14 protein-coding genes and 1 pseudogene are annotated in these 16,558 nt (G+C 72.8%); 7 read left to right on the top strand and 8 right to left on the bottom strand.

Annotated features, from left to right (window positions below):
- Positions 1–10: 10 nt before the first annotated feature.
- Entirely contained in the window at positions 11–3,046 is a 3,036-nt protein-coding gene (locus ACFYOH_RS14585) for an FAD-binding and (Fe-S)-binding domain-containing protein (RefSeq protein ID WP_388625427.1), read from the bottom strand.
- Positions 3,047–3,197: 151 nt separating this feature from the next.
- Between ACFYOH_RS14585 and ACFYOH_RS14580 the strand changes: the two genes are divergently transcribed.
- The 5 genes from ACFYOH_RS14580 to rfbC all read left to right on the top strand — a co-directional run bounded on the left by ACFYOH_RS14580 (position 3,198) and on the right by rfbC (position 8,318).
- Positions 3,198–3,635: a MarR family winged helix-turn-helix transcriptional regulator gene (locus ACFYOH_RS14580; protein ID WP_388625424.1), complete on the top strand. Its 438-nt coding sequence runs from the start codon at positions 3,198–3,200 to the stop codon at positions 3,633–3,635.
- On the top strand, positions 3,632–5,038 hold the full coding sequence (locus ACFYOH_RS14575; RefSeq protein ID WP_388625421.1) for an MFS transporter: 1,407 nt from the start codon (positions 3,632–3,634) through the stop codon (positions 5,036–5,038). Before ACFYOH_RS14580 ends, ACFYOH_RS14575 begins: the two co-directional genes overlap by 4 nt.
- A gap of 7 nt (positions 5,039–5,045) precedes the next feature.
- Positions 5,046–5,630 (top strand): hydrolase, encoded by a 585-nt coding sequence (locus ACFYOH_RS14570; protein ID WP_388625418.1) that lies wholly within the window; start codon positions 5,046–5,048, stop codon positions 5,628–5,630.
- A gap of 125 nt (positions 5,631–5,755) precedes the next feature.
- Positions 5,756–7,705 carry a glycosyltransferase gene (locus ACFYOH_RS14565; protein WP_388625415.1) on the top strand — a complete coding sequence of 650 codons (1,950 nt, stop codon included), beginning with the start codon at positions 5,756–5,758 and terminating at the stop codon, positions 7,703–7,705.
- A gap of 4 nt (positions 7,706–7,709) precedes the next feature.
- Positions 7,710–8,318, top strand: a complete 609-nt coding sequence (gene rfbC, locus ACFYOH_RS14560; RefSeq protein WP_388625413.1) for a dTDP-4-dehydrorhamnose 3,5-epimerase — start codon at positions 7,710–7,712, stop codon at positions 8,316–8,318.
- Here the strand turns inward: rfbC and ACFYOH_RS14555 are convergent.
- The 4 genes and pseudogenes from ACFYOH_RS14555 to ACFYOH_RS14540 all read right to left on the bottom strand — a co-directional run bounded on the left by ACFYOH_RS14555 (position 8,282) and on the right by ACFYOH_RS14540 (position 9,682).
- Positions 8,282–8,560 (bottom strand): hypothetical protein, encoded by a 279-nt coding sequence (locus tag ACFYOH_RS14555; protein WP_388625410.1) that lies wholly within the window; start codon positions 8,558–8,560, stop codon positions 8,282–8,284. The genes rfbC and ACFYOH_RS14555 overlap by 37 nt on opposite strands.
- A 48-nt stretch (positions 8,561–8,608) precedes the next feature.
- Positions 8,609–8,976: pseudogene (locus ACFYOH_RS14550) on the bottom strand (sugar phosphate nucleotidyltransferase); the annotation flags it as partial.
- Positions 8,977–8,992: 16 nt separating this feature from the next.
- Complete coding sequence (locus ACFYOH_RS14545) at positions 8,993–9,187, bottom strand: hypothetical protein (RefSeq protein ID WP_388625407.1); 195 nt, start codon at positions 9,185–9,187, stop codon at positions 8,993–8,995.
- A 117-nt stretch (positions 9,188–9,304) separates the two neighbouring features.
- Entirely contained in the window at positions 9,305–9,682 is a 378-nt protein-coding gene (locus ACFYOH_RS14540) for a DUF6479 family protein (RefSeq protein WP_388625404.1), read from the bottom strand.
- Between the two features lie 114 nt (positions 9,683–9,796).
- Between ACFYOH_RS14540 and ctaD the strand changes: the two genes are divergently transcribed.
- Positions 9,797–11,461: a cytochrome c oxidase subunit I gene (ctaD, locus tag ACFYOH_RS14535; protein ID WP_388625958.1), complete on the top strand. Its 1,665-nt coding sequence runs from the start codon at positions 9,797–9,799 to the stop codon at positions 11,459–11,461.
- Positions 11,458–11,841, top strand: a complete 384-nt coding sequence (locus ACFYOH_RS14530) for a cytochrome c oxidase subunit 4 (protein ID WP_388625401.1) — start codon at positions 11,458–11,460, stop codon at positions 11,839–11,841. The genes ctaD and ACFYOH_RS14530 overlap by 4 nt, the downstream gene beginning before the upstream one ends.
- Here the strand turns inward: ACFYOH_RS14530 and ACFYOH_RS14525 are convergent.
- From ACFYOH_RS14525 to ACFYOH_RS14515, 3 genes are all read right to left on the bottom strand, one after another.
- Positions 11,777–13,270 (bottom strand): cytochrome bc complex cytochrome b subunit, encoded by a 1,494-nt coding sequence (locus ACFYOH_RS14525; protein WP_388625399.1) that lies wholly within the window; start codon positions 13,268–13,270, stop codon positions 11,777–11,779. The two genes, ACFYOH_RS14530 and ACFYOH_RS14525, sit on opposite strands and share 65 nt — an antisense overlap.
- Positions 13,267–13,542 (bottom strand): hypothetical protein, encoded by a 276-nt coding sequence (locus ACFYOH_RS14520; RefSeq protein ID WP_388625397.1) that lies wholly within the window; start codon positions 13,540–13,542, stop codon positions 13,267–13,269. The genes ACFYOH_RS14525 and ACFYOH_RS14520 overlap by 4 nt, the downstream gene beginning before the upstream one ends.
- A gap of 403 nt (positions 13,543–13,945) precedes the next feature.
- The gene (locus ACFYOH_RS14515) at positions 13,946–16,405 is read right to left on the bottom strand and encodes a SpoIIE family protein phosphatase (protein ID WP_388625395.1); all 2,460 of its coding nucleotides are present in this window, start codon (positions 16,403–16,405) and stop codon (positions 13,946–13,948) included.
- Positions 16,406–16,558 lie beyond the last annotated feature (153 nt).

Here is a 16,558-nt window from a genome sequence, read left to right as displayed (position 1 = left end):
GCTCGCCTCCTCACGCCCGCCGCCGCGCCCCGAGCACCACGCCGCCGGCGGCGAGTCCGGCAACGGTCGCCGTCGTCGCCCAGCGGGCCGGGCGCGAGGGCTCGGGCGGGCGGTCGGCCAGGCGTTCCGGGTGGTCGCTGGGCAGGTTGCCGTCGAGGGCGAGCGCGAGGACCTCCGCGAGGTGCAGGGCGCGGCGGCCGGTGCCGCCCTCCTCGATCTGGGTGCGGCAGCTGAAGCCGTCGGCGAGGATCAGGCTGTCCGGTGCGGCGGCGCGCACGGAGGGCAGGACGCCCAGTTCGGCGACGGCCATGGAGACCTCGTGGTGGCCGCGTTCGAAGCCGAAGTTGCCGGCGAGTCCGCAGCAGCCCTCGTCGAGGACGTCGGCGTCCAGGTGGGCGCGGCGCATGAGTTCCTCGTCGGCCTCGAACTTCATGACGGCGTGCTGGTGGCAGTGGGTCTGCACGGTCGCCTGCCGGGCGAGCTGCGGTGGCCGCCAGGTCTCGGGGGCGTGGTGGACGAGCTGTTCGGCGAGGGTGCGGACCTGTCCGGCCAGCCGCCGCACGTCCTGGTCGGCGGGCATCAGTTCGGGGGCGTCGGCGCGGAAGACGGCCGTGCACGAGGGTTCGAGGCCGATGACGGGGGTGCCCGCCTCCAGGTAGGGGCGCAGCACCTGGAGGGTGCGGTTCAACACCTTCTTGGCGACAGGCAGTTGGCCGGTGGAGATCCAGGTCAGACCGCAGCACACCGGCTCGGTGGGGACGGCGACGCGGAAGCCCGCGTCCTGCAGCACCCGTACGGCCGACTTGGCGATCGCGGGGTGGAAGTAGGTGCTGAAGGTGTCGGGCCACAGCACGACGGTGCGCGGGTCGGCCGGGTCCGGCTGCTCGCGTCCCTGGGCCCGCCACCACTGCAGGAAGGACTCCTCGGCGAACACCGGTGCCGAGCGGGCGCCGTCCACGCCGGCCAGCCGCTTGCCCGCGCGGGCGAGGCCGGGCGCGTGCAGCGCGGAGTTGACCAGGGCGGGGGCGATACGGGAGAGCCGGGCCCAGACCGGCAGATAGCCCATGGAGTAGTGCGCGGCGGGGCGTGTCCGGCCCTCGTAGTGGTGGGCGAGGAACTCCGCCTTGAGGGTGGCCATGTCGACGCCGGTCGGGCAGTCGGACTTGCAGCCCTTGCAGGCCAGGCACAGGTCGAGCGCGTCGCGTACGGCGGTGGAGCGCCAGCCGTCCTCGATCGCGGAGTCGGCGTGTCCGCCGAGCATCTCGAAGAGCAGCCGGGCCCGGCCGCGGGTGGAGTGCTCCTCCTCCATGGTGGCCCGGTAGGAGGGGCACATCACGCCGCCGGAGTGGCTACGGCAGTTGCCGATGCCGACACAGCGCAGCACCGCGCGGTTGAAGTTGTGCTCGTCCGCGGGGAAGCCGAAGTGGGTCGGGGACGTGGCCGGCCGCCAGCCGGGGCCGAGCCGCAGCTGTCCGTCGACGGGGTTGGGGCGGACGATCTTGCCGGGGTTCATCCGGTCCCGGGGGTCGAAGAGGGCCTTCAGCTCGCCGAAGGCGGTCACGAGCCGCTCGCCGAACATACGGGTGAGCAGTTCGCCGCGGGACTGGCCGTCGCCGTGCTCGCCGGACAGCGAGCCGCCGTAGGAGACGACGAGGTCGGCGGCGCGCTCCACGAAGCCGCGGAAGTCGGCCACACCGTGGGCGGTCCTGAGGTCGAAGGGGATACGGGTGTGGACGCAGCCCTGCCCGAAGTGGCCGTACAGGGTCGGACTGTCGTAGTCGAACTCGTCGAACAGGCCCTTCAGGTCGCGCAGATAGTCGCCGAGCCGCTCCGGTGGTACGGCGGAGTCCTCCCAGCCCTCCCAGGTCTCCCGGTCGTCCGGCGGGCGCGCGGTGACGCCGAGTCCGGCCTCGCGGGCCCTGAGCATCTTCTGCTCGCGTTCGGGGTTGTCGGAGAAGGCGATGCCGCGGTCCTTCTCGTCCCGGCCGACGGCCCGCAGCAGGGCGTGCGCCCGCTCGTCCACGTCCTCCTGGCTGTCGCCGCTGTACTGCAGCATCAGCCAGCTGTCGCCCTCGGGCAGCATGGCGAGCGAGTCGAGGTAGGCGCCCTCCTCCCGCATCAGCTGCGCCATGCGGTCGTCCAGCGCCTCCAGTTGGCTGGGCGAGCAGTGCTCCAGCAGGCGGGGTACGTCGTCGGCGGCGGCGCAGATGTCGTCGTAGCCGAGGACCAGCAGCGACTGGTACGGCGGCACCGGGACGAGGTCGAGTTCGGCGCGCAGGACGGTGACCAGGGTGCTCTCGCTGCCGACGAGCGCCTTGGCCACGTCGAAGCCGTTCTCGGGCAGCAGGGAGTCCAGGTTGTAGCCGGAGACGCGGCGCGGGATCTTGGGGTAGCCGCGGCGGATGTCGGCGAGGTACTCGCCGGCGATGCGGTCGAGGCCGCCGTAGAGCTCGGCGAGCCGGCCGCCGGCGGCGGCGATGCGGGCGCGCTCGTCGGGTGGGGTGGGGCCGGTCCAGGTGCGCTGTCCGTCGTAGGTGAGGATCTCCAGACCCCGGACGTTGTCGACGGTCTTGCCGTAGGCCTGCGCGGAGGCGCCGCAGGAGTTGTTGCCGATCATCCCGCCGAGCGCGCAGTGGCTGTGTGTGGCGGGTTTCGGTCCGAACTGCAGCTTGTGCGGGGCGAGTTGACGGTTCAGTTCGTCCAGGACGATCCCGGGTTCCACCACACAGGTGCGCCGTTCGGGGTCGACGGAGATCAGCCGGGTGCAGTACTTGCTCCAGTCGACCACCACGGCGGTGTTGGTCGACTGTCCGGCCAGGCTGGTGCCGCCGCCCCGGGAGAGGACGGGGGCGTCGAAGCGTGCGCACACCGACAGCGCCCGGGCGCCTGCCTCCACCGTGCGGGGGACGACGAGGCCCAGGGGGACCTGCCGGTAGTTGGAGCCGTCCGTGGCGTAGGCGCCGCGGCTGCCGGCGTCGAAGCGGACCTCGCCGTCCACCTCGGCACTCAGAGCGGCCTCCAGGCCGGACGTGTCCGGAGGGGTCATCTGCGCTCCCTGGGTTCACCGACGTACTGCGCTGTCCGAGGACCGGCGAGTACCCGACAAATCGCCAGGCAAAACTGAACAGGAAAACTGAGCAGAGAGAACTGGACAGGTTGAACTGGACAGTTTCAGCTGTCGGTCCTAGGCTGGCGGCATGGCTGACATCTCCGACTCCGCCGCCCGCGCCGCGCGCGATCTGCGCGTGGTGTTCAGCCGGCTGCGGCGCCGTATCCGCGAGGTCGCGCAGAACACCGACCTCAGCCCCTCACAGGAGTCGGCGCTCACGCTGGTCGGCAAGCACGGCGCCGCCACGGCCAGCGCGCTCGCCGCCGCCGAGGGGGTGCGCCCGCAGTCGATGGCGACCACGCTGGCCGCACTGGACCAGCACGGTCTGATCCGGCGCGCCCCCGACCCCGAGGACGGCCGGCGCCAACTGGTCACCCTGACCGACGCCGGGCGGGCCCGTATCGAGGGCAACCGCCAGGTCCGCGAGGAGTGGCTGGCCCGCGCCTTCCAGGACCGCTACACGGAGGAGGAACGGCGGACCGTCCTGACGGCACTGGAGCTGATGGAACGGCTGTCGCAGCCGTGACACCGAGGCTCACCGGACACGCCGGGAAGGCCACCCGCCCCGCCCCCGCCGAATTCGACCGCCGGCTGATCCCGCCGATGCTGTTCGGCTCGGTCCTCAACCCGGTCAACTCCTCGATGATCGCCGTCGCCCTGGTGCCGATCGGCGTCGCCTTCGGAGCCCCGCCCGCCGAGACCGCCTGGCTGGTCTCGGCGCTCTATCTGGCCACGGCCGTCGGACAGCCGGTCATCGGCCGCCTGGTGGACATGTACGGCCCGCGCAGGCTCTATCTCGCCGGTACGGCCCTGGTCGGTGTGGCCGGTCTGCTCGGCGCGCTCGCACCCTCGCTGGCCGCGCTCGTCGCGGCGCGGGTCCTGCTGGGCTTCGGGACGTCGGCGGCGTACCCGGCGGCCATGCGGCTGATCCGCGGCGAGGCCGAGCGCACCGGGCAGGACGGCCCGGCCGGGGTGCTGGCCGCGCTGGCCGTCGCCAACCAGACGGTGGCCGTCGTCGGGCCCGCGCTCGGCGGCCTGCTGATCGGCCTGGGCGGCTGGCGCGCCGTGTTCACGGTCAACGTGCCGCTCTCGGCGGTCTGCCTGGTGCTCGGCACCCTGCGGCTGCCCCGGTCCGGGACCCGGCGGCGAGCCGTGGACCTGCCCGGCATGGCGCTGTTCACGCTGCTGCTGGTCGCGCTGATGCTGTTCCTGATGCAACCGCGCGCCGACCGCTGGTGGCTGCCGGTGCTGTCGGCCGTCGCCGCTGCCGGTTTCGCCGTGCGCGAGCTGCGGGTGCCCGACCCGTTCATCGACCTGCGCGTCCTCGGCGGCAACGGCCCGCAACTCGCCACCTACCTGCGGCAGTTGCTCGCCTACACCACCTCCTACGCCTTCATGTACGGCTACCCGCAGTGGCTGGAGCAGGGGCGCGGGCTCGGCGCCTCCACCGCGGGGCTCGTGCTGCTGCCGCTGTCGGTGTCCGCGCTGATCGTGTCCTCGCTCACCGGACGCCGGGAGGCGGTGCGCGGCAAGCTGATCGTCGGCTCCGCACTCCAGGTCGCGGGCTGCGCCCTGCTGCTCCTCGTGCGGGCCGACAGCGCGCCGTGGCTGCTGCTCGCGGTCGGCACGCTGCTCGGCATCCCGCAGGGACTGATCGGGCTGGCCACGCAGAACGCCCTGTACCGGCAGGCCGATCCGGAGCGGATCGCCTCCGCGGCCGGGCTGCTGCGGACCTTCAGTTACCTCGGCGCGCTGGGCGCGTCCGCCGCCACCGCGGGGTTCTACCCGCACCGCGCCGACACGGCCGGGCTGCACAGCCTGGCCCTGTTCATGCTCGCCGGCTCCGTGCTGCTGCTGGCGACGACCCTGCCGGACCGGTCCCTCGGCCGGCTGGGCACCACCACCCCCCTAACCATCGGAAAGGCCTGACCGACTCATGTCGCTCACCACGCTCGACCCCCGTACCGCCCTCGTCGCGATCGACCTGCAGAACGGCATCGTGGGCATGCCCGTCCAGCCGCACGCGGCCTCGGACGTCGTCTCGCGCACGGCCGAACTGGCCGAGGCCTTCCGGTCCCGGAACCTGCCCGTGATCCTGGTCCGGGTCTCCTTCGCGCCCGACTGGGCCGACGCCGTCCCCGGCCGCACCGAGCGCCAGGCGCGCGGCCTCGCCTTCCCCGAGGGCTGGGACGTCGTCGTCGAGGAACTGTCCGGCCACCCCGGCGACATCCGCGTCACCAAGCACAACTGGAGCGCCTTCCACGGCACCGACCTGGACGTCCAGCTGCGCCGCCGCGGCGTCACCCAGATCGTGCTGACCGGCATCGCCACCAGCATCGGCGTGGAGTCCACCGCCCGCGACGCCTACGCCCACGGCTACCACGTCACCCTCGCCACCGACGCGATGGCCGACGCCGACGCCGAGGCGCACACGAACAGCGTGGAGCGGATCTTCCCGCGGCTCGGCGAGAGCGGCACCACCGCCGAGATCCTGGAGCTGCTCGCCAAGACCCACGCCTGACCCGAGCGGCTCGGCCCCTTGCCGTGGGATGCCCGCACCCCCGCGCAAGGGGCCGGGTTAGCATTCGGCCACGCCCACCGTGCCAAGGAGGCAACGGCAAGCGAACTGAGGGGGCTTGGAGCCGGATGCCGGTCAAGGTCAGCGTCATCGTCCCCGTGTACAACCCGGGGCCGTACATCGAGGACTGCATCGCCTCGTTGCTGCGCCAGTCGCTGCCTCCCGACGCCTATGAAGTGATCTTCGTGGACGACGGCTCCACCGACGCCACCCCGGCCCGCCTGGACGCGCTCGCCACCGAGCATCCGCACCTACGCGTCATCCGTCAGGAGAACTCCGGCTGGTCCGGCAAGCCCCGCAACGTGGGCATCGAGGCCTCCCGCGGCGAGTTCGTGATGTTCGCCGACAACGACGACCGACTCGGCGACGAGGCCCTGGAGCGGATGTACGACTACGGGGTCGCGAACAAGGCCGATGTGATCGTGGGCAAGACGGCCGGGAAGGGCCGGGCGGTGCCGGTGGAGCTGTTCCGCCGCAACCACCCGCACGCCACGGTCGAGAACGCGCCCCTGATCGACAGCCTCACCCCGCACAAGATGTTCCGGCGCTCCTTCCTGGACCGCACCGGGCTGCGCTTCCCGGAGGGCCGGCGGCGCCTGGAGGACCACGCCTTCGTCGCGGAGGCATATCTGCGCGCGGACAACGTCTCGGTGCTGAGCGACTACGTCTGCTACTACCACCTCAAACGCGACGACGCCTCCAACGCCGGCTTCCAGCGCTTCGAGCCGGTCGGCTACTTCCAGAACCTCCGCGAGGCCCTCGACGTGGTCGAGCGGTACACCGAGCCGGGCCCGCTGCGCGACAAGCTGCTGCGCCGCTGGCTGCGGGTGGAGATCGTCGAGCGGATGAGCGGGCACCGCCTGCTCGCGCTGCCCGACGACTACCGGCGCGAGCTGCTCGAGGAGATGCACGCGGTCGTCGTCGAGCGCTTCGGCTCCGGGGTCGCACCCGGGCTGCGCCCCGCCCAGCGGATCGTCGCCGCGCTGATCCGCGAGGACCGCTACGACGACCTGGTCGCCTACGCCGAACGCGAGGCCGGGGTGCGGCCCCGCGCCGTCCCGGCCGGTGTCGCCTGGCAGGACGGCGCCCTGCGTCTCGACCTCACCGCCGAGTACACCACCGCGCAGGGCCCGCTGACCGTCCCCGCGGACGCCCCCGCGCCCCCGGCGGACGGCGCGCCCCCCGATCTCGCCGAGGCCGCGTCCTGGCTGGCCGCGGCCGCCGGGAACGGTTTCGACGCCGCCACCGTCGATCTGATCGTGCGTGACCGGGAGAGCGCGGCCTCGTTCTTCCAGCCGGTGGAGCTCACCCGCGAGCGCATCCCGGCCGAGGACGGCGGCACCCGGCTGGTGCTGCGCGCCACGGCCATCGTCGACCCCGCCACGGCGGCCGGCGGCGACCCGCTCGGCGGCGGCCTGTGGGACCTGTACGTGCGGGTCGGGCTGGGCGGCTGGACCAAGGAGTGCCGGCTCGGCCCGGCCCCCGCGCAGGAGTTCGCGCTGCCGCCGGCCGGGATCGTCGCGGGCCGGGTCGTCCTGCCGTACTGGACGAAGCAGTACCGCAACCTGTCCCTGGACGTGGACCGGGCCGTGAAGTCCCTCGGCCTGCACCGGCTCACTCCGGCGGACGCGGCGGTCTCCGACGCCGAGACACTGACCGTCGCGCTGCCGCTGTACGTGCCCGACAGCACGGAGGTGACCGTCCGGCTGGCCGGTGCCTCGGGCCGGACGGTCGACAGGCCGGCCGTGCTCACGCCCGCCGACGGCGTCCACGCGCTGCTGGCGGCCGATCTGCCGCTGCGTGAACTGCGGGGCGCCCTGTGGCGCACGGAACTGCGCCTGGCCGGCGGACGCATCCTGAAGCTGCCCCTGCTGCTGCGGGTGGGCCGCGCGCCGGGTGCCGTGGCGGTGGTCCGCCCGTCGCCGCCCGGTATGCTGCGCCGGCTGCTGCGCAGGGCACGGCGTCTGCTCGGCGGCGTGCCGGGGACGGGGACGACCACGACGACACGGAAGGCATGACGGCGTGCGGCAACTGGGGACGGGGGACGCCTGGGTGCTGGAGCCCCAGGTGTTCCCGGACGAGCGGGGAAGCTTCCACGAGTGGTACCGGGGCGCGGAGTTCCGCGAGGCCACCGGCCATGACCTCGGCCTCGCCCAGGCCAACTGCTCGGTGTCCCGGCGGGGCGTGCTGCGCGGCATCCACTTCGCCGACGTGCCGCCTGGGCAGGCCAAGTACGTCACCTGTGTGCGCGGAGCCGTCCTCGACGTGGTCGTGGACATCCGCGTCGGCTCCCCCACCTACGCGCAGTGGGAGGCCGTACGGCTGGACGAGGACACCCGGCGCGCGGTGTTCCTCGCCGAGGGGCTCGGGCACGCCTTCATGGCACTCACCGACGACGCCACGGTGGTGTACCTGTGCTCGACCGGGTACGCGCCGAAGCGCGAGCACGGGGTGCACCCGCTCGATCCGGCGCTGGGCATCGCCTGGCCGGAGGGCATCGAGCCGGTGCTGTCGCCCAAGGACGCCGAGGCGCCCTCGCTGGCCGAGGCGGAGCGGTCCGGGCTGCTGCCCACGTACGCGGACTGCTCCGCCCACTACCGGCGGCTGCGTTCAGGGGAGTTCAGCGGCTGACGGTGCGGGGGCGAGATCAGCGGCTGAGCGGTGCCGGACCGGACGAAGGCCCGGCTGCCGGTACGGCGCACCTGGTCCGGGTCGGCGCCGGCGAGCCGGAACGCCTCGCGCGCCAGCTCGTACCAGCCGGCCTCGCCGGAGCTGGTGGCGTGGAAGACACCGTGCCCGTCCGTGGCGCCCAGGGCGGCGATCCGGGCGGCCTCCAGCTCCCACATGGTGCGCACGAAGTTCCGGCCGTGCACGCCGTACAGTCAGGCGGTGCGCAACACGGCCGAATCGTCGGGGAGTTCGGCGAGTACGGCAGGCTCCCCGGCGAGCTTGGTGCGGCCGTAGGCGGTGAAGGCGCGCGGGTCGGTGACGCGCGTGGGCAGGATCTGGGCGTCGGGCCGGTTCTGGCGGAACTCCTCGACCAGCGGGCTGATCCCGCCGACGACGAAGTTGCCGCCCACATCACGAAGTCGTCGTCGCCGAGGAAGTCCCGGGCGATCAGGACCGCGTGCGCGAGGCCGAGGGGTCGTTCCTGGGGTCTCGGTGATCCCGGCATCGGCGATGGATTCCAGGCCTGGAACAGCACTGGCCTGTTCGCCACCGGTACCAGCTGTTTCGCCGAGGTGTGGATGATCGGCCGCAGCCGGGTCCCGGAGCCGCCGGAGAGCACCAGCCTGACGACTGGCTCAGTCCTCGCCCCGCACGATGTTGTCGTACGTGCCGGCCGCGCCCTGCCGCGGCGCGCTGCGGCGGTCCAGGACGGCCGGGAGACAGGTCCGTACTCCCCGGTCGCGGTGTCGGCGAGCCTTCGCCCAGCCGGTCTCGGCGTAGGGCGGTGCGGGTTTGTCACTGGGATGCGCGGGCGCGGTCACGTCGTCCATCTTCCTTCTGCGTCGTACGCCGGGCGGGACCGGTGCGCCGGCCCCGCGCGGCAGTCCGTGTGCGAACTGTGCCTGACCGGGTCCCCGCCGGACCGCGCCCGCAAACGCCGTGCCGGCTCAGGTCCGGCCGCCGCCTCCGCCGCCGAAGGATCCGCTGGAACCGGGCGACCAGCGCGGGCGGCGCTGGTCGTCGGCGCGCCGGGAGCGGACATTGCCGATCTGGTAGGGGGTGAGCCGCTCGCTGTCGTCCGCGGCCCGGGGCACCTCGTCGGGTTCGCGCATCTCATGGGCCTCGTGGACGGGTCCGGACGGCGGCATGCGGGGCTGCTCCTCGGGACGCGGCGGGGCCGGTTCGCGTCGGCGCACCTGGAAACCGAGCCGGAAGGCCCAGAGCAGTCCGGCGACACAGACGACCCCGGCGAGCAGGATGAGGACGTACCCGAACACCCGGGCGCCGGTGGCGGCTGTCGCGGCTGTGTACATGGCGGAGTTCATGGCGCTCGGGTACCCGGCCGAGCGGCGGATACGACCCCGGCCGCGAGGGCGTGGCGCACGGGAGGCCGCAGGTCACGGGGAGTAGCGTCACCCGCGATGACGGAACTACCGGAAATGTCGGACACTCCCGAGGTCGTGGCGCGCTACACGGCACCCGCGCCGCGTCCCGGCCGGGCCCTGCTGCGCTGGGTCTCCACCGCCGACCACAAGGTGATCGGCCGGCTCTACATGGTCACGGCGTTCTGCTTCTTCCTGCTCGCGGGGCTGCTCGCCCTCGGGATGCGCGCGGAACTGGCCCGGCCGGGTCTGCAGTTCCTGAGCGAGCACGGCTACAACCAGTTCTTCACCGTCCATGGCACGATCATGATGCTGCTGTTCGCGACCCCGATGTTCGCCGGGTTCGCCAACGCCGTGATGCCGCTGCAGATCGGCGCGCCCGACCTGGCCTTCCCGCGACTGAACGCGCTGTCGTACTGGATGTACCTGTTCGGCGGCCTGATGGTGGTCTCCGGCTTCCTGGTGCCCGGCGGGGCGGCGGCGTTCGGCTGGTTCGCCTACGCGCCGCTGAACAGCGCCTACTTCTCCCCCGGTGCGGGCGGCGACCTGTGGGCCATGGGGCTGGTGGTCGCGGGTGTGTCGACGACGCTCACCGCGGTGAACTTCATCGCCACGATCCTGTGCCTGCGCGCGCCGGGCCTGACGATGTTCCGGATGCCGATCTTCACCTGGAACGTGCTGTTCACCTCGATCCTGATCCTGCCCGCGTTCCCGGTGCTCACGGCGGCGCTGCTGGTGCTGGAGGCGGACCGCAAGTTCGGGGCGCACGTCTTCGACGCGGCGAACGGGGGTGCGCTGTTGTGGCAGCACCTGTTCTGGTTCTTCGGGCATCCCGAGGTCTACATCGTGGCACTGCCGTTCTTCGGGATCGTCTCGGAGATCATTCCGGTGTTCTCGCGCAAGCCGCTGTTCGGCTATCTGCCGATGATCGGAGCCACGATCGCGATCACCATGCTGTCGGCGGTGGTGTGGGCGCACCACATGTTCGCCACCGGAGCGGTGCTGCTGCCGTTCTTCTCCATCATGTCGTTCCTGATCGCGGTGCCCACGGGCATCAAGTTCTTCGCGTGGATCGGCACGATGTGGCACGGCTCGGTGTCGTTCGAGACGCCGATGCTGTGGTCGTTGGGCTTTCTGGTGTCGTTCCTGCTGGGCGGGCTGAGCGGGGTGCTGATCGCCTCGCCGCCGCTGGACTTCCATCTGACCGACACCTACTTCATCGTGGCGCACCTGCACTATGTGCTGTTCGGCACGGTGGTGTTCGCGATGTTCGCCGGCTTCTACTTCTGGTGGCCGAAGTTCACCGGCAAGATGCTGGACGAGCGGCTCGGGAAGGTGCACTTCTGGCTGCTGTTCCCGGCGTTCCAGCTGACCTTCCTGGTGCAGCACTGGCTCGGCGAGGCCGGCATGCCCCGCCGGTACGCGGACTATCTGCCCGAGGACGGCTTCACCCTGCTCAACTCCCTGTCGTCGGCGGGCGCGTTCCTGCTGGGCGTCTCCACCCTGCCGTTCCTCTACAACGTGTGGCGCACCGCCACCAAGGGCGAGAAGGTCACCCTGGACGACCCGTGGGGCTGGGGACGCGGCCTGGAGTGGGCGACCTCCTGTCCGCCGCCGCGGCACAACTTCGTGGCGCTGCCCCGGATCCGCTCCGAGTCCCCCGCCTTCGACCTGCACCACCCGGAGATCGAGAGCCCGGCCGGAGAGGAGCTGGCGCGATGAAGGCGGAGGCGATGCTGTTCGGCGGGGTCGCGGCGTTCTTCGGCGGATCCGCGGCGCTGTACGGGGCGTGGTCACAGGACGAGACGGGCACCGCGGTGCTCGTCGTGGCGTGCGGGATGGCCGCGCTGGTCGCGTTCTTCTGCCTGATCCAGTACCGGCGCCGGGGCACCCGGGCCCAGGACCGTACCGAGGCGGAGGTGGCGGACGCGGCCGGGCCGGTGGCGTTCTTCCCCGACGAGAGCCTGTGGCCGATCGTGACCGCGCTGGGTTTCACGCTCACGGCGACCGGCGTGGTCTTCGGCCTGTGGCTGTTCCTCATCGGTCTGGGCGTTCTGGCGCGGGGGGTGTTCGGGATGGTGTACCAGTACGGGCACCGGTGAGGGGTCTGTGCGGGGCGCCGGGCCGGAACGTCTCCACGGGCTCGTGAGCGGTCTCGTAGCCGCCGGTGACGCTCTGCCGGATCTCGCCCGTGGGCACGCCCTCGGCCAGCCGCTCGTTCTCGGCCGCCGTCAGGGCCCGGCACAGCCACCGGGTGACCAGGAAGGCGAGGATGGGCGCCACGACGAAGGCGACGCGCAGCACCCAGGTGATGGCGTTGACGGAGACGTGGAAGGTCTGGGCGATGACGTCGTTGCCGCCGGCCAGCAGCAGCACGCCGTACCAGACCGTGCCCGCGACGCCGAGGCCGGTGCGCACCGGTCGCTCGCGGGGCCGGTCGCACAGGTGCCGCTCGGCCCACCACTCCCCCGTCAGCCGCTGCTCCACGAACGGATAGGCGTACAGGGCGGTGAACAGCAGGCCGGGCAGGACGACCGCGGGAAGCAGGACGTTCCACATGAGGGTGTGCCCCGCGACATTCGTCTCCCAGGGCGGGACCAGCCGCAGCGCGCCCTCCAGGAAACCGACGTACCAGTCCGGCTGGGAAGCGGTGGAGACCTGGTCGGGGCGGTAGGGGCCGTAGTTCCAGACCGGGTTGACCTGGGCGATGCCCCCCATCAGCACCAGTACGCCGGCGACGATGACGGCCAGGCCGCCGGAGGAGCCGGTGAACTGCGGGAAGAACGGCTTGCCGACGGCGTTGCGCCGGCTGTGGCCGGGTCCGCGCCACTGGGTGTGCTTGAGATACACCACCAGCATCAGGTGCACGGCGACCAGCGCGAGGAGGGCACCCGGAAGCAGCAGGATGTGCACCGGATACAGGCGGGTGATGATGTCGTGGGCCGGGTACTGGCCGCCGAAGACGAAGAACGCCACGTAGGTGCCGACGACCGGGAGGGACAGCATGATGCCCTGCGCGATGCGCAGCCCGGTGCCGGAGAGCAGGTCGTCGGGGAGGGAGTAACCGGCGAAGCCCTCGGCCAGCGAGACCGCGAACAGGGTCACGCCGATCACCCAGTTCAGCTCGCGCGGCCGGCGGAAGGCGCCGGTGAAGAAGATCCGCAGCAGGTGCGCGCCGATCGCGGCGACGAAGACCAGCGCGGCCCAGTGGTGGGTCTGCCGCATCAGCAGTCCGCCGCGTACGTCGAAGCTGATGTACAGGGTGGAGTCGAAGGCGGCCGACATGCGGACTCCCTGCAGCGGCACATACGGGCCGCTGTAGACGACCTCGCGCATCTCCGGCTGGAAGAACAGGGTGAGCCAGACCCCGGTCACGATCAGCACCAGCAGGCTGTACAGGGCGAGTTCGCCGAGCAGGAAGGACCAGTGGTCGGGGAACGCCTTGCGCAGCAGCTGCCCGCCGTCGGTGACGGGCAGTCGGGCGTCGGCTGCGTCGACGAGCCGCTCGGCGCGGCGGCCGGCACGGTTCATGCGTCCTCGGGCTCCGCCGCCGCGCGGGCCACCTCGGCCTCCACTTCGGGGCGCGGCCGGCCCGTCTCCTTCGCGAACTCGCTCAGCGCGGTCTGCACGTCCCGGTCCAGGTCCCGCCAGGCACGCAGCGCGGTCTCGTACGTGCCCGACTGGGCGCCGGTCATCCGCCGCTCGGCCGGCGGGCCGTAGGCGTCCCGCAGGTCCTCGACCGTGGCGTGAGCCGCGTCGGCCGCGCGCTGCTTCTGCACGAGTTCGTCGAAGGTGTGAGCCACACCAATCGACCCTAGGCACCCCTTTCCCGATGCGCCTCCCCAAGCCTCACGAACCTGCTGAAACGCACCCGTGTGGCGGTCAGCGACGAGGGGCACCACCGGGGGTGTCGGTTCAGCCGACGGGGCGGGGCGCCCGGGCGGTGCCTGGAGGACGGCGGACGCGGGGGCCTACGGTCAGCCGACGGGCGGGGCGCGGGGGACGGCGGGGACGGGGGCCGACGCGACGGAGCGCAGGGGACGGCAGGGACGGGGGCCGACGCGACGGAGCGCGGGGGACGGCAGGGACGGTCGGCGGTCAGCCGCGGGTAAGGATGGCGGACGGTCGCGGTCAGCCAAGAGACAGCAGTCAGCCCACGGCAACAGGCAGCCGGCGACCGCGGCCAAACAAACCCCGCCGTGACGGTCAGTCCCTGGGGACCAGGTCCGCCCACACCTGTTTGCCGCCGCTGACCGGGACCGTGCCCCAGGCCGCCGACACCGCCTCCACCAGGAGGATGCCCCGGCCGCCGGTGGCCTCCCAGCCGATGCTGGTGGGCTTGACGGGGCTGCGCGGGGAGGCGTCGGCGACGGCGAGCCGCAGCCGGTGGTTGATCAGGCTCATGTCGAGGCGGACCTGCCCGTCGGTGTGCACGAGGGCGTTGGTGACGAGTTCGGAGACCACCAGCAGGGCCGTGTCCAGCGTGTCCTGCGAGACGCCCCAGGTACGCAGGGTGCGCCGGGTGAAGCGGCGGGCGTGCCGGACCGCCTCCGGCACCCGCCACACCGTCCAGCTCTCCCGCAGCGGGCGCACGGCCAGGCCGTCGTAGCGCATCAGCAGCAGGGCGACGTCGTCGCCGCGGTGGGCGCCGCCGAGCAGCGCGTCGGCGACCAGCCCGAGGTGCTCGGGATCGGCGGCGGCCAGCTGGGCGGCGAGCCGGTCCATGCCGGCGTCGATGTCGGTGCCCGGCGCCTCCACCAGGCCGTCGGTGGTCAGCGCGATCACCGTGCCGGGCAGCAGCCGCAGCGGGGTCATCGGGAAGTCGGCCTGCGCCAGCACGCCCAGCGGCGGCCCGCCCTCGGCCCGCATGATCTCGGCGGTGCCGTCCGGGTGCCGCAGCACGGGCTGGAGATGCCCGGCGCGTACGCACCAGGCGGTGCCCTGTTCCATGTCGACGTCGACGTAGGCGCAGGTGGCGAACAGATCGGTCTCCATGTCCAGGAGGAGGCGGTTGGCGTGCGCGACGACCACGTCGGGCGTGTGCCCCTCGGCCGCGTAGGCGCGCAGCGCGGTGCGCATCTGGCCCATCAGCGTGGCGGCGCCCGCGTTGTGGCCCTGGACGTCACCGATGACGAGGGCCACGTGGTTGTCCGCCAGCGGGATCACGTCGTACCAGTCTCCGCCGACCTCCAGTCCGGCGGTGGTGGGCAGATACCGGGCGACGGCGACCGCGCCGGGCAACCGGGGCAGCCGGCGCGGCAGCAGGGTGCGCTGGAGCATGCCGACGAGTTCGTGCTCGGCGTCGAAGGCGTGGGCGCGCAGCAGGGCCTGGCCGGCCAGGCCCGCGCAGGCGGTGAGCAGGGCCCGTTCGTCGGGGCTGAAGTGGTGCGGGCGGTCCCAGCCGATCAGGCAGGCGCCGGCCATGCGGCCGCCGGCGGGCAGCGGCAGCACCGCGAGGCCCCCGGGGCCGACCTCGGCGAGCGCGGTCTCCAGCGGACTGCCGGCGGGCCAGATCCGGGAGCGGCCCTCGCGCAGCGAGGCGGCCAGGGTGGGCATGGCGCGCACCGGCGCGTCGGGCCACTCGGTGCGCCATTCGGTGCGCCACACCTCGGGCCAGGACTCGGGCTCGGGCGGGTCGAGGACGGTGACGACGAGCCGGTCGTTCTCCAGTTCGGCGAGCGCGAGCCGGTCGGCCTTCAGCGGCGCGCGCAGCGCGGCGACGACGGCGTTGCCGACGTCCTTGACGGTGGTGGCGGTGGCGAGGGAGGCGGCCAGCCGCTGGACCCGGGCCACGTCGGTGACGTCGGAGCGCAGGGTCGAGGCGTCGGCGACGGTGCCGACGAGCCGGGCGGAGCGGCCCTCGCCGGCGGGCAGCTGCCGGCCGCGCAGCCGCAGCCACTTGGGCGGGCCGGAGGGCTGCAGGATGCGGAACTCCAGCTCACGGTCGCCGATGGACATGTGGTCGGCCTCGACGACGGACATCAGCGCGGGCAGGTCCTCGGGGACGGTGAGCGCCAGCAGGGTCTCGACGCGGCCGTCGAAGGCGTCCCGGGCGAGCCCGAACAGCCGCAGGATCTCGTCGCCGACCTCGATCCGGCCGCTGTCCATGGCGAGGCTGAAGGCGTCCGGCGGCAGCTCGCCGCCCTCCTCTGCGGGCGCGGACGGGCTGGGCGGGGCGATCGCGCGGGCGACCAGTTCCAGGCAGGCGCGGTCGTCGGTGCCGAAGCCGCCGGCGTGTTCGCTGACGGCCAGCAGACAGCCGCCGCCCTCCGGGCCGAGCGGCAGTACGGCCACGGAGAAGTCCGCGGACGGGGTGCGCCGTGCCTCGGGGCAGCCGGCGAGCTGCTCGGGGCCGAGCCAGAGCGGGTGTCCGGCGCGGTGGGCCTCGGCGACCGGGGAGCCGCCGGCGGCCGCATAGCCGTCGCGGACCCCGTACAGGGTGCGCGGCAGGCCCGCCGACTCGACGAGGAGCAGCTGGGCAGGGTCGTCGCCGGGCGTGTAGACCCCGGCGAAGGCCGCCCCGGCGAACACCAGCGCCTGTTCGAGGACCCTCCGGAGCCGGTCGGGCGTGGCGGGTGCCGCGGTGAGCGTGTCCAGGGCGGCTTCGGCACGCTCCGTTCTCGTTCTGCTGATCGCAGCGCCCTCGCTCCTCACCACGTTCGCCATTACAGCGCGTGTGGGGCTTCCGCGCAGCCCCTGTGAAGGCTCGGGTGCCATGACGGGCCCGTTCGCTCGAAAGCCGCCGAACACATCTTGACCCATGAGTTCCGCATGGGGACCTCGTGACAGACGTGACTGTCGGCGACCACCCGACTCCTG

This window comes from Streptomyces sp. NPDC007856 (genome assembly GCF_042868225.1).
In the GTDB taxonomy this organism is placed as follows: Bacteria; Actinomycetota; Actinomycetes; order Streptomycetales; family Streptomycetaceae; genus Streptomyces.
The sequence above is the reverse complement of the archived record's forward strand: the minus strand, read 5'-3'. Positions and strand labels throughout refer to the sequence as shown.

What these genes read in the sequence shown, in the direction of transcription:
- ACFYOH_RS14545 (WP_388625407.1), bottom strand. Translation starts at nt 9,187, where the DNA reads ATGGACGACGTGACCGCGCCCGCGCATCCCAGTGACAAACCCGCACCG.
- ACFYOH_RS14530 (WP_388625401.1), top strand. Translation starts at nt 11,458, where the DNA reads ATGAAGGCGGAGGCGATGCTGTTCGGCGGGGTCGCGGCGTTCTTCGGC.
- ACFYOH_RS14540 (WP_388625404.1), bottom strand. Translation starts at nt 9,682, where the DNA reads ATGAACTCCGCCATGTACACAGCCGCGACAGCCGCCACCGGCGCCCGG.
- ACFYOH_RS14580 (WP_388625424.1), top strand. Translation starts at nt 3,198, where the DNA reads ATGGCTGACATCTCCGACTCCGCCGCCCGCGCCGCGCGCGATCTGCGC.
- ACFYOH_RS14525 (WP_388625399.1), bottom strand. Translation starts at nt 13,270, where the DNA reads ATGAACCGTGCCGGCCGCCGCGCCGAGCGGCTCGTCGACGCAGCCGAC.
- ACFYOH_RS14585 (WP_388625427.1), bottom strand. Translation starts at nt 3,046, where the DNA reads ATGACCCCTCCGGACACGTCCGGCCTGGAGGCCGCTCTGAGTGCCGAG.
- ACFYOH_RS14570 (WP_388625418.1), top strand. Translation starts at nt 5,046, where the DNA reads ATGTCGCTCACCACGCTCGACCCCCGTACCGCCCTCGTCGCGATCGAC.
- ctaD (WP_388625958.1), top strand. Translation starts at nt 9,797, where the DNA reads ATGTCGGACACTCCCGAGGTCGTGGCGCGCTACACGGCACCCGCGCCG.
- ACFYOH_RS14565 (WP_388625415.1), top strand. Translation starts at nt 5,756, where the DNA reads ATGCCGGTCAAGGTCAGCGTCATCGTCCCCGTGTACAACCCGGGGCCG.
- ACFYOH_RS14515 (WP_388625395.1), bottom strand. Translation starts at nt 16,405, where the DNA reads ATGGCGAACGTGGTGAGGAGCGAGGGCGCTGCGATCAGCAGAACGAGA.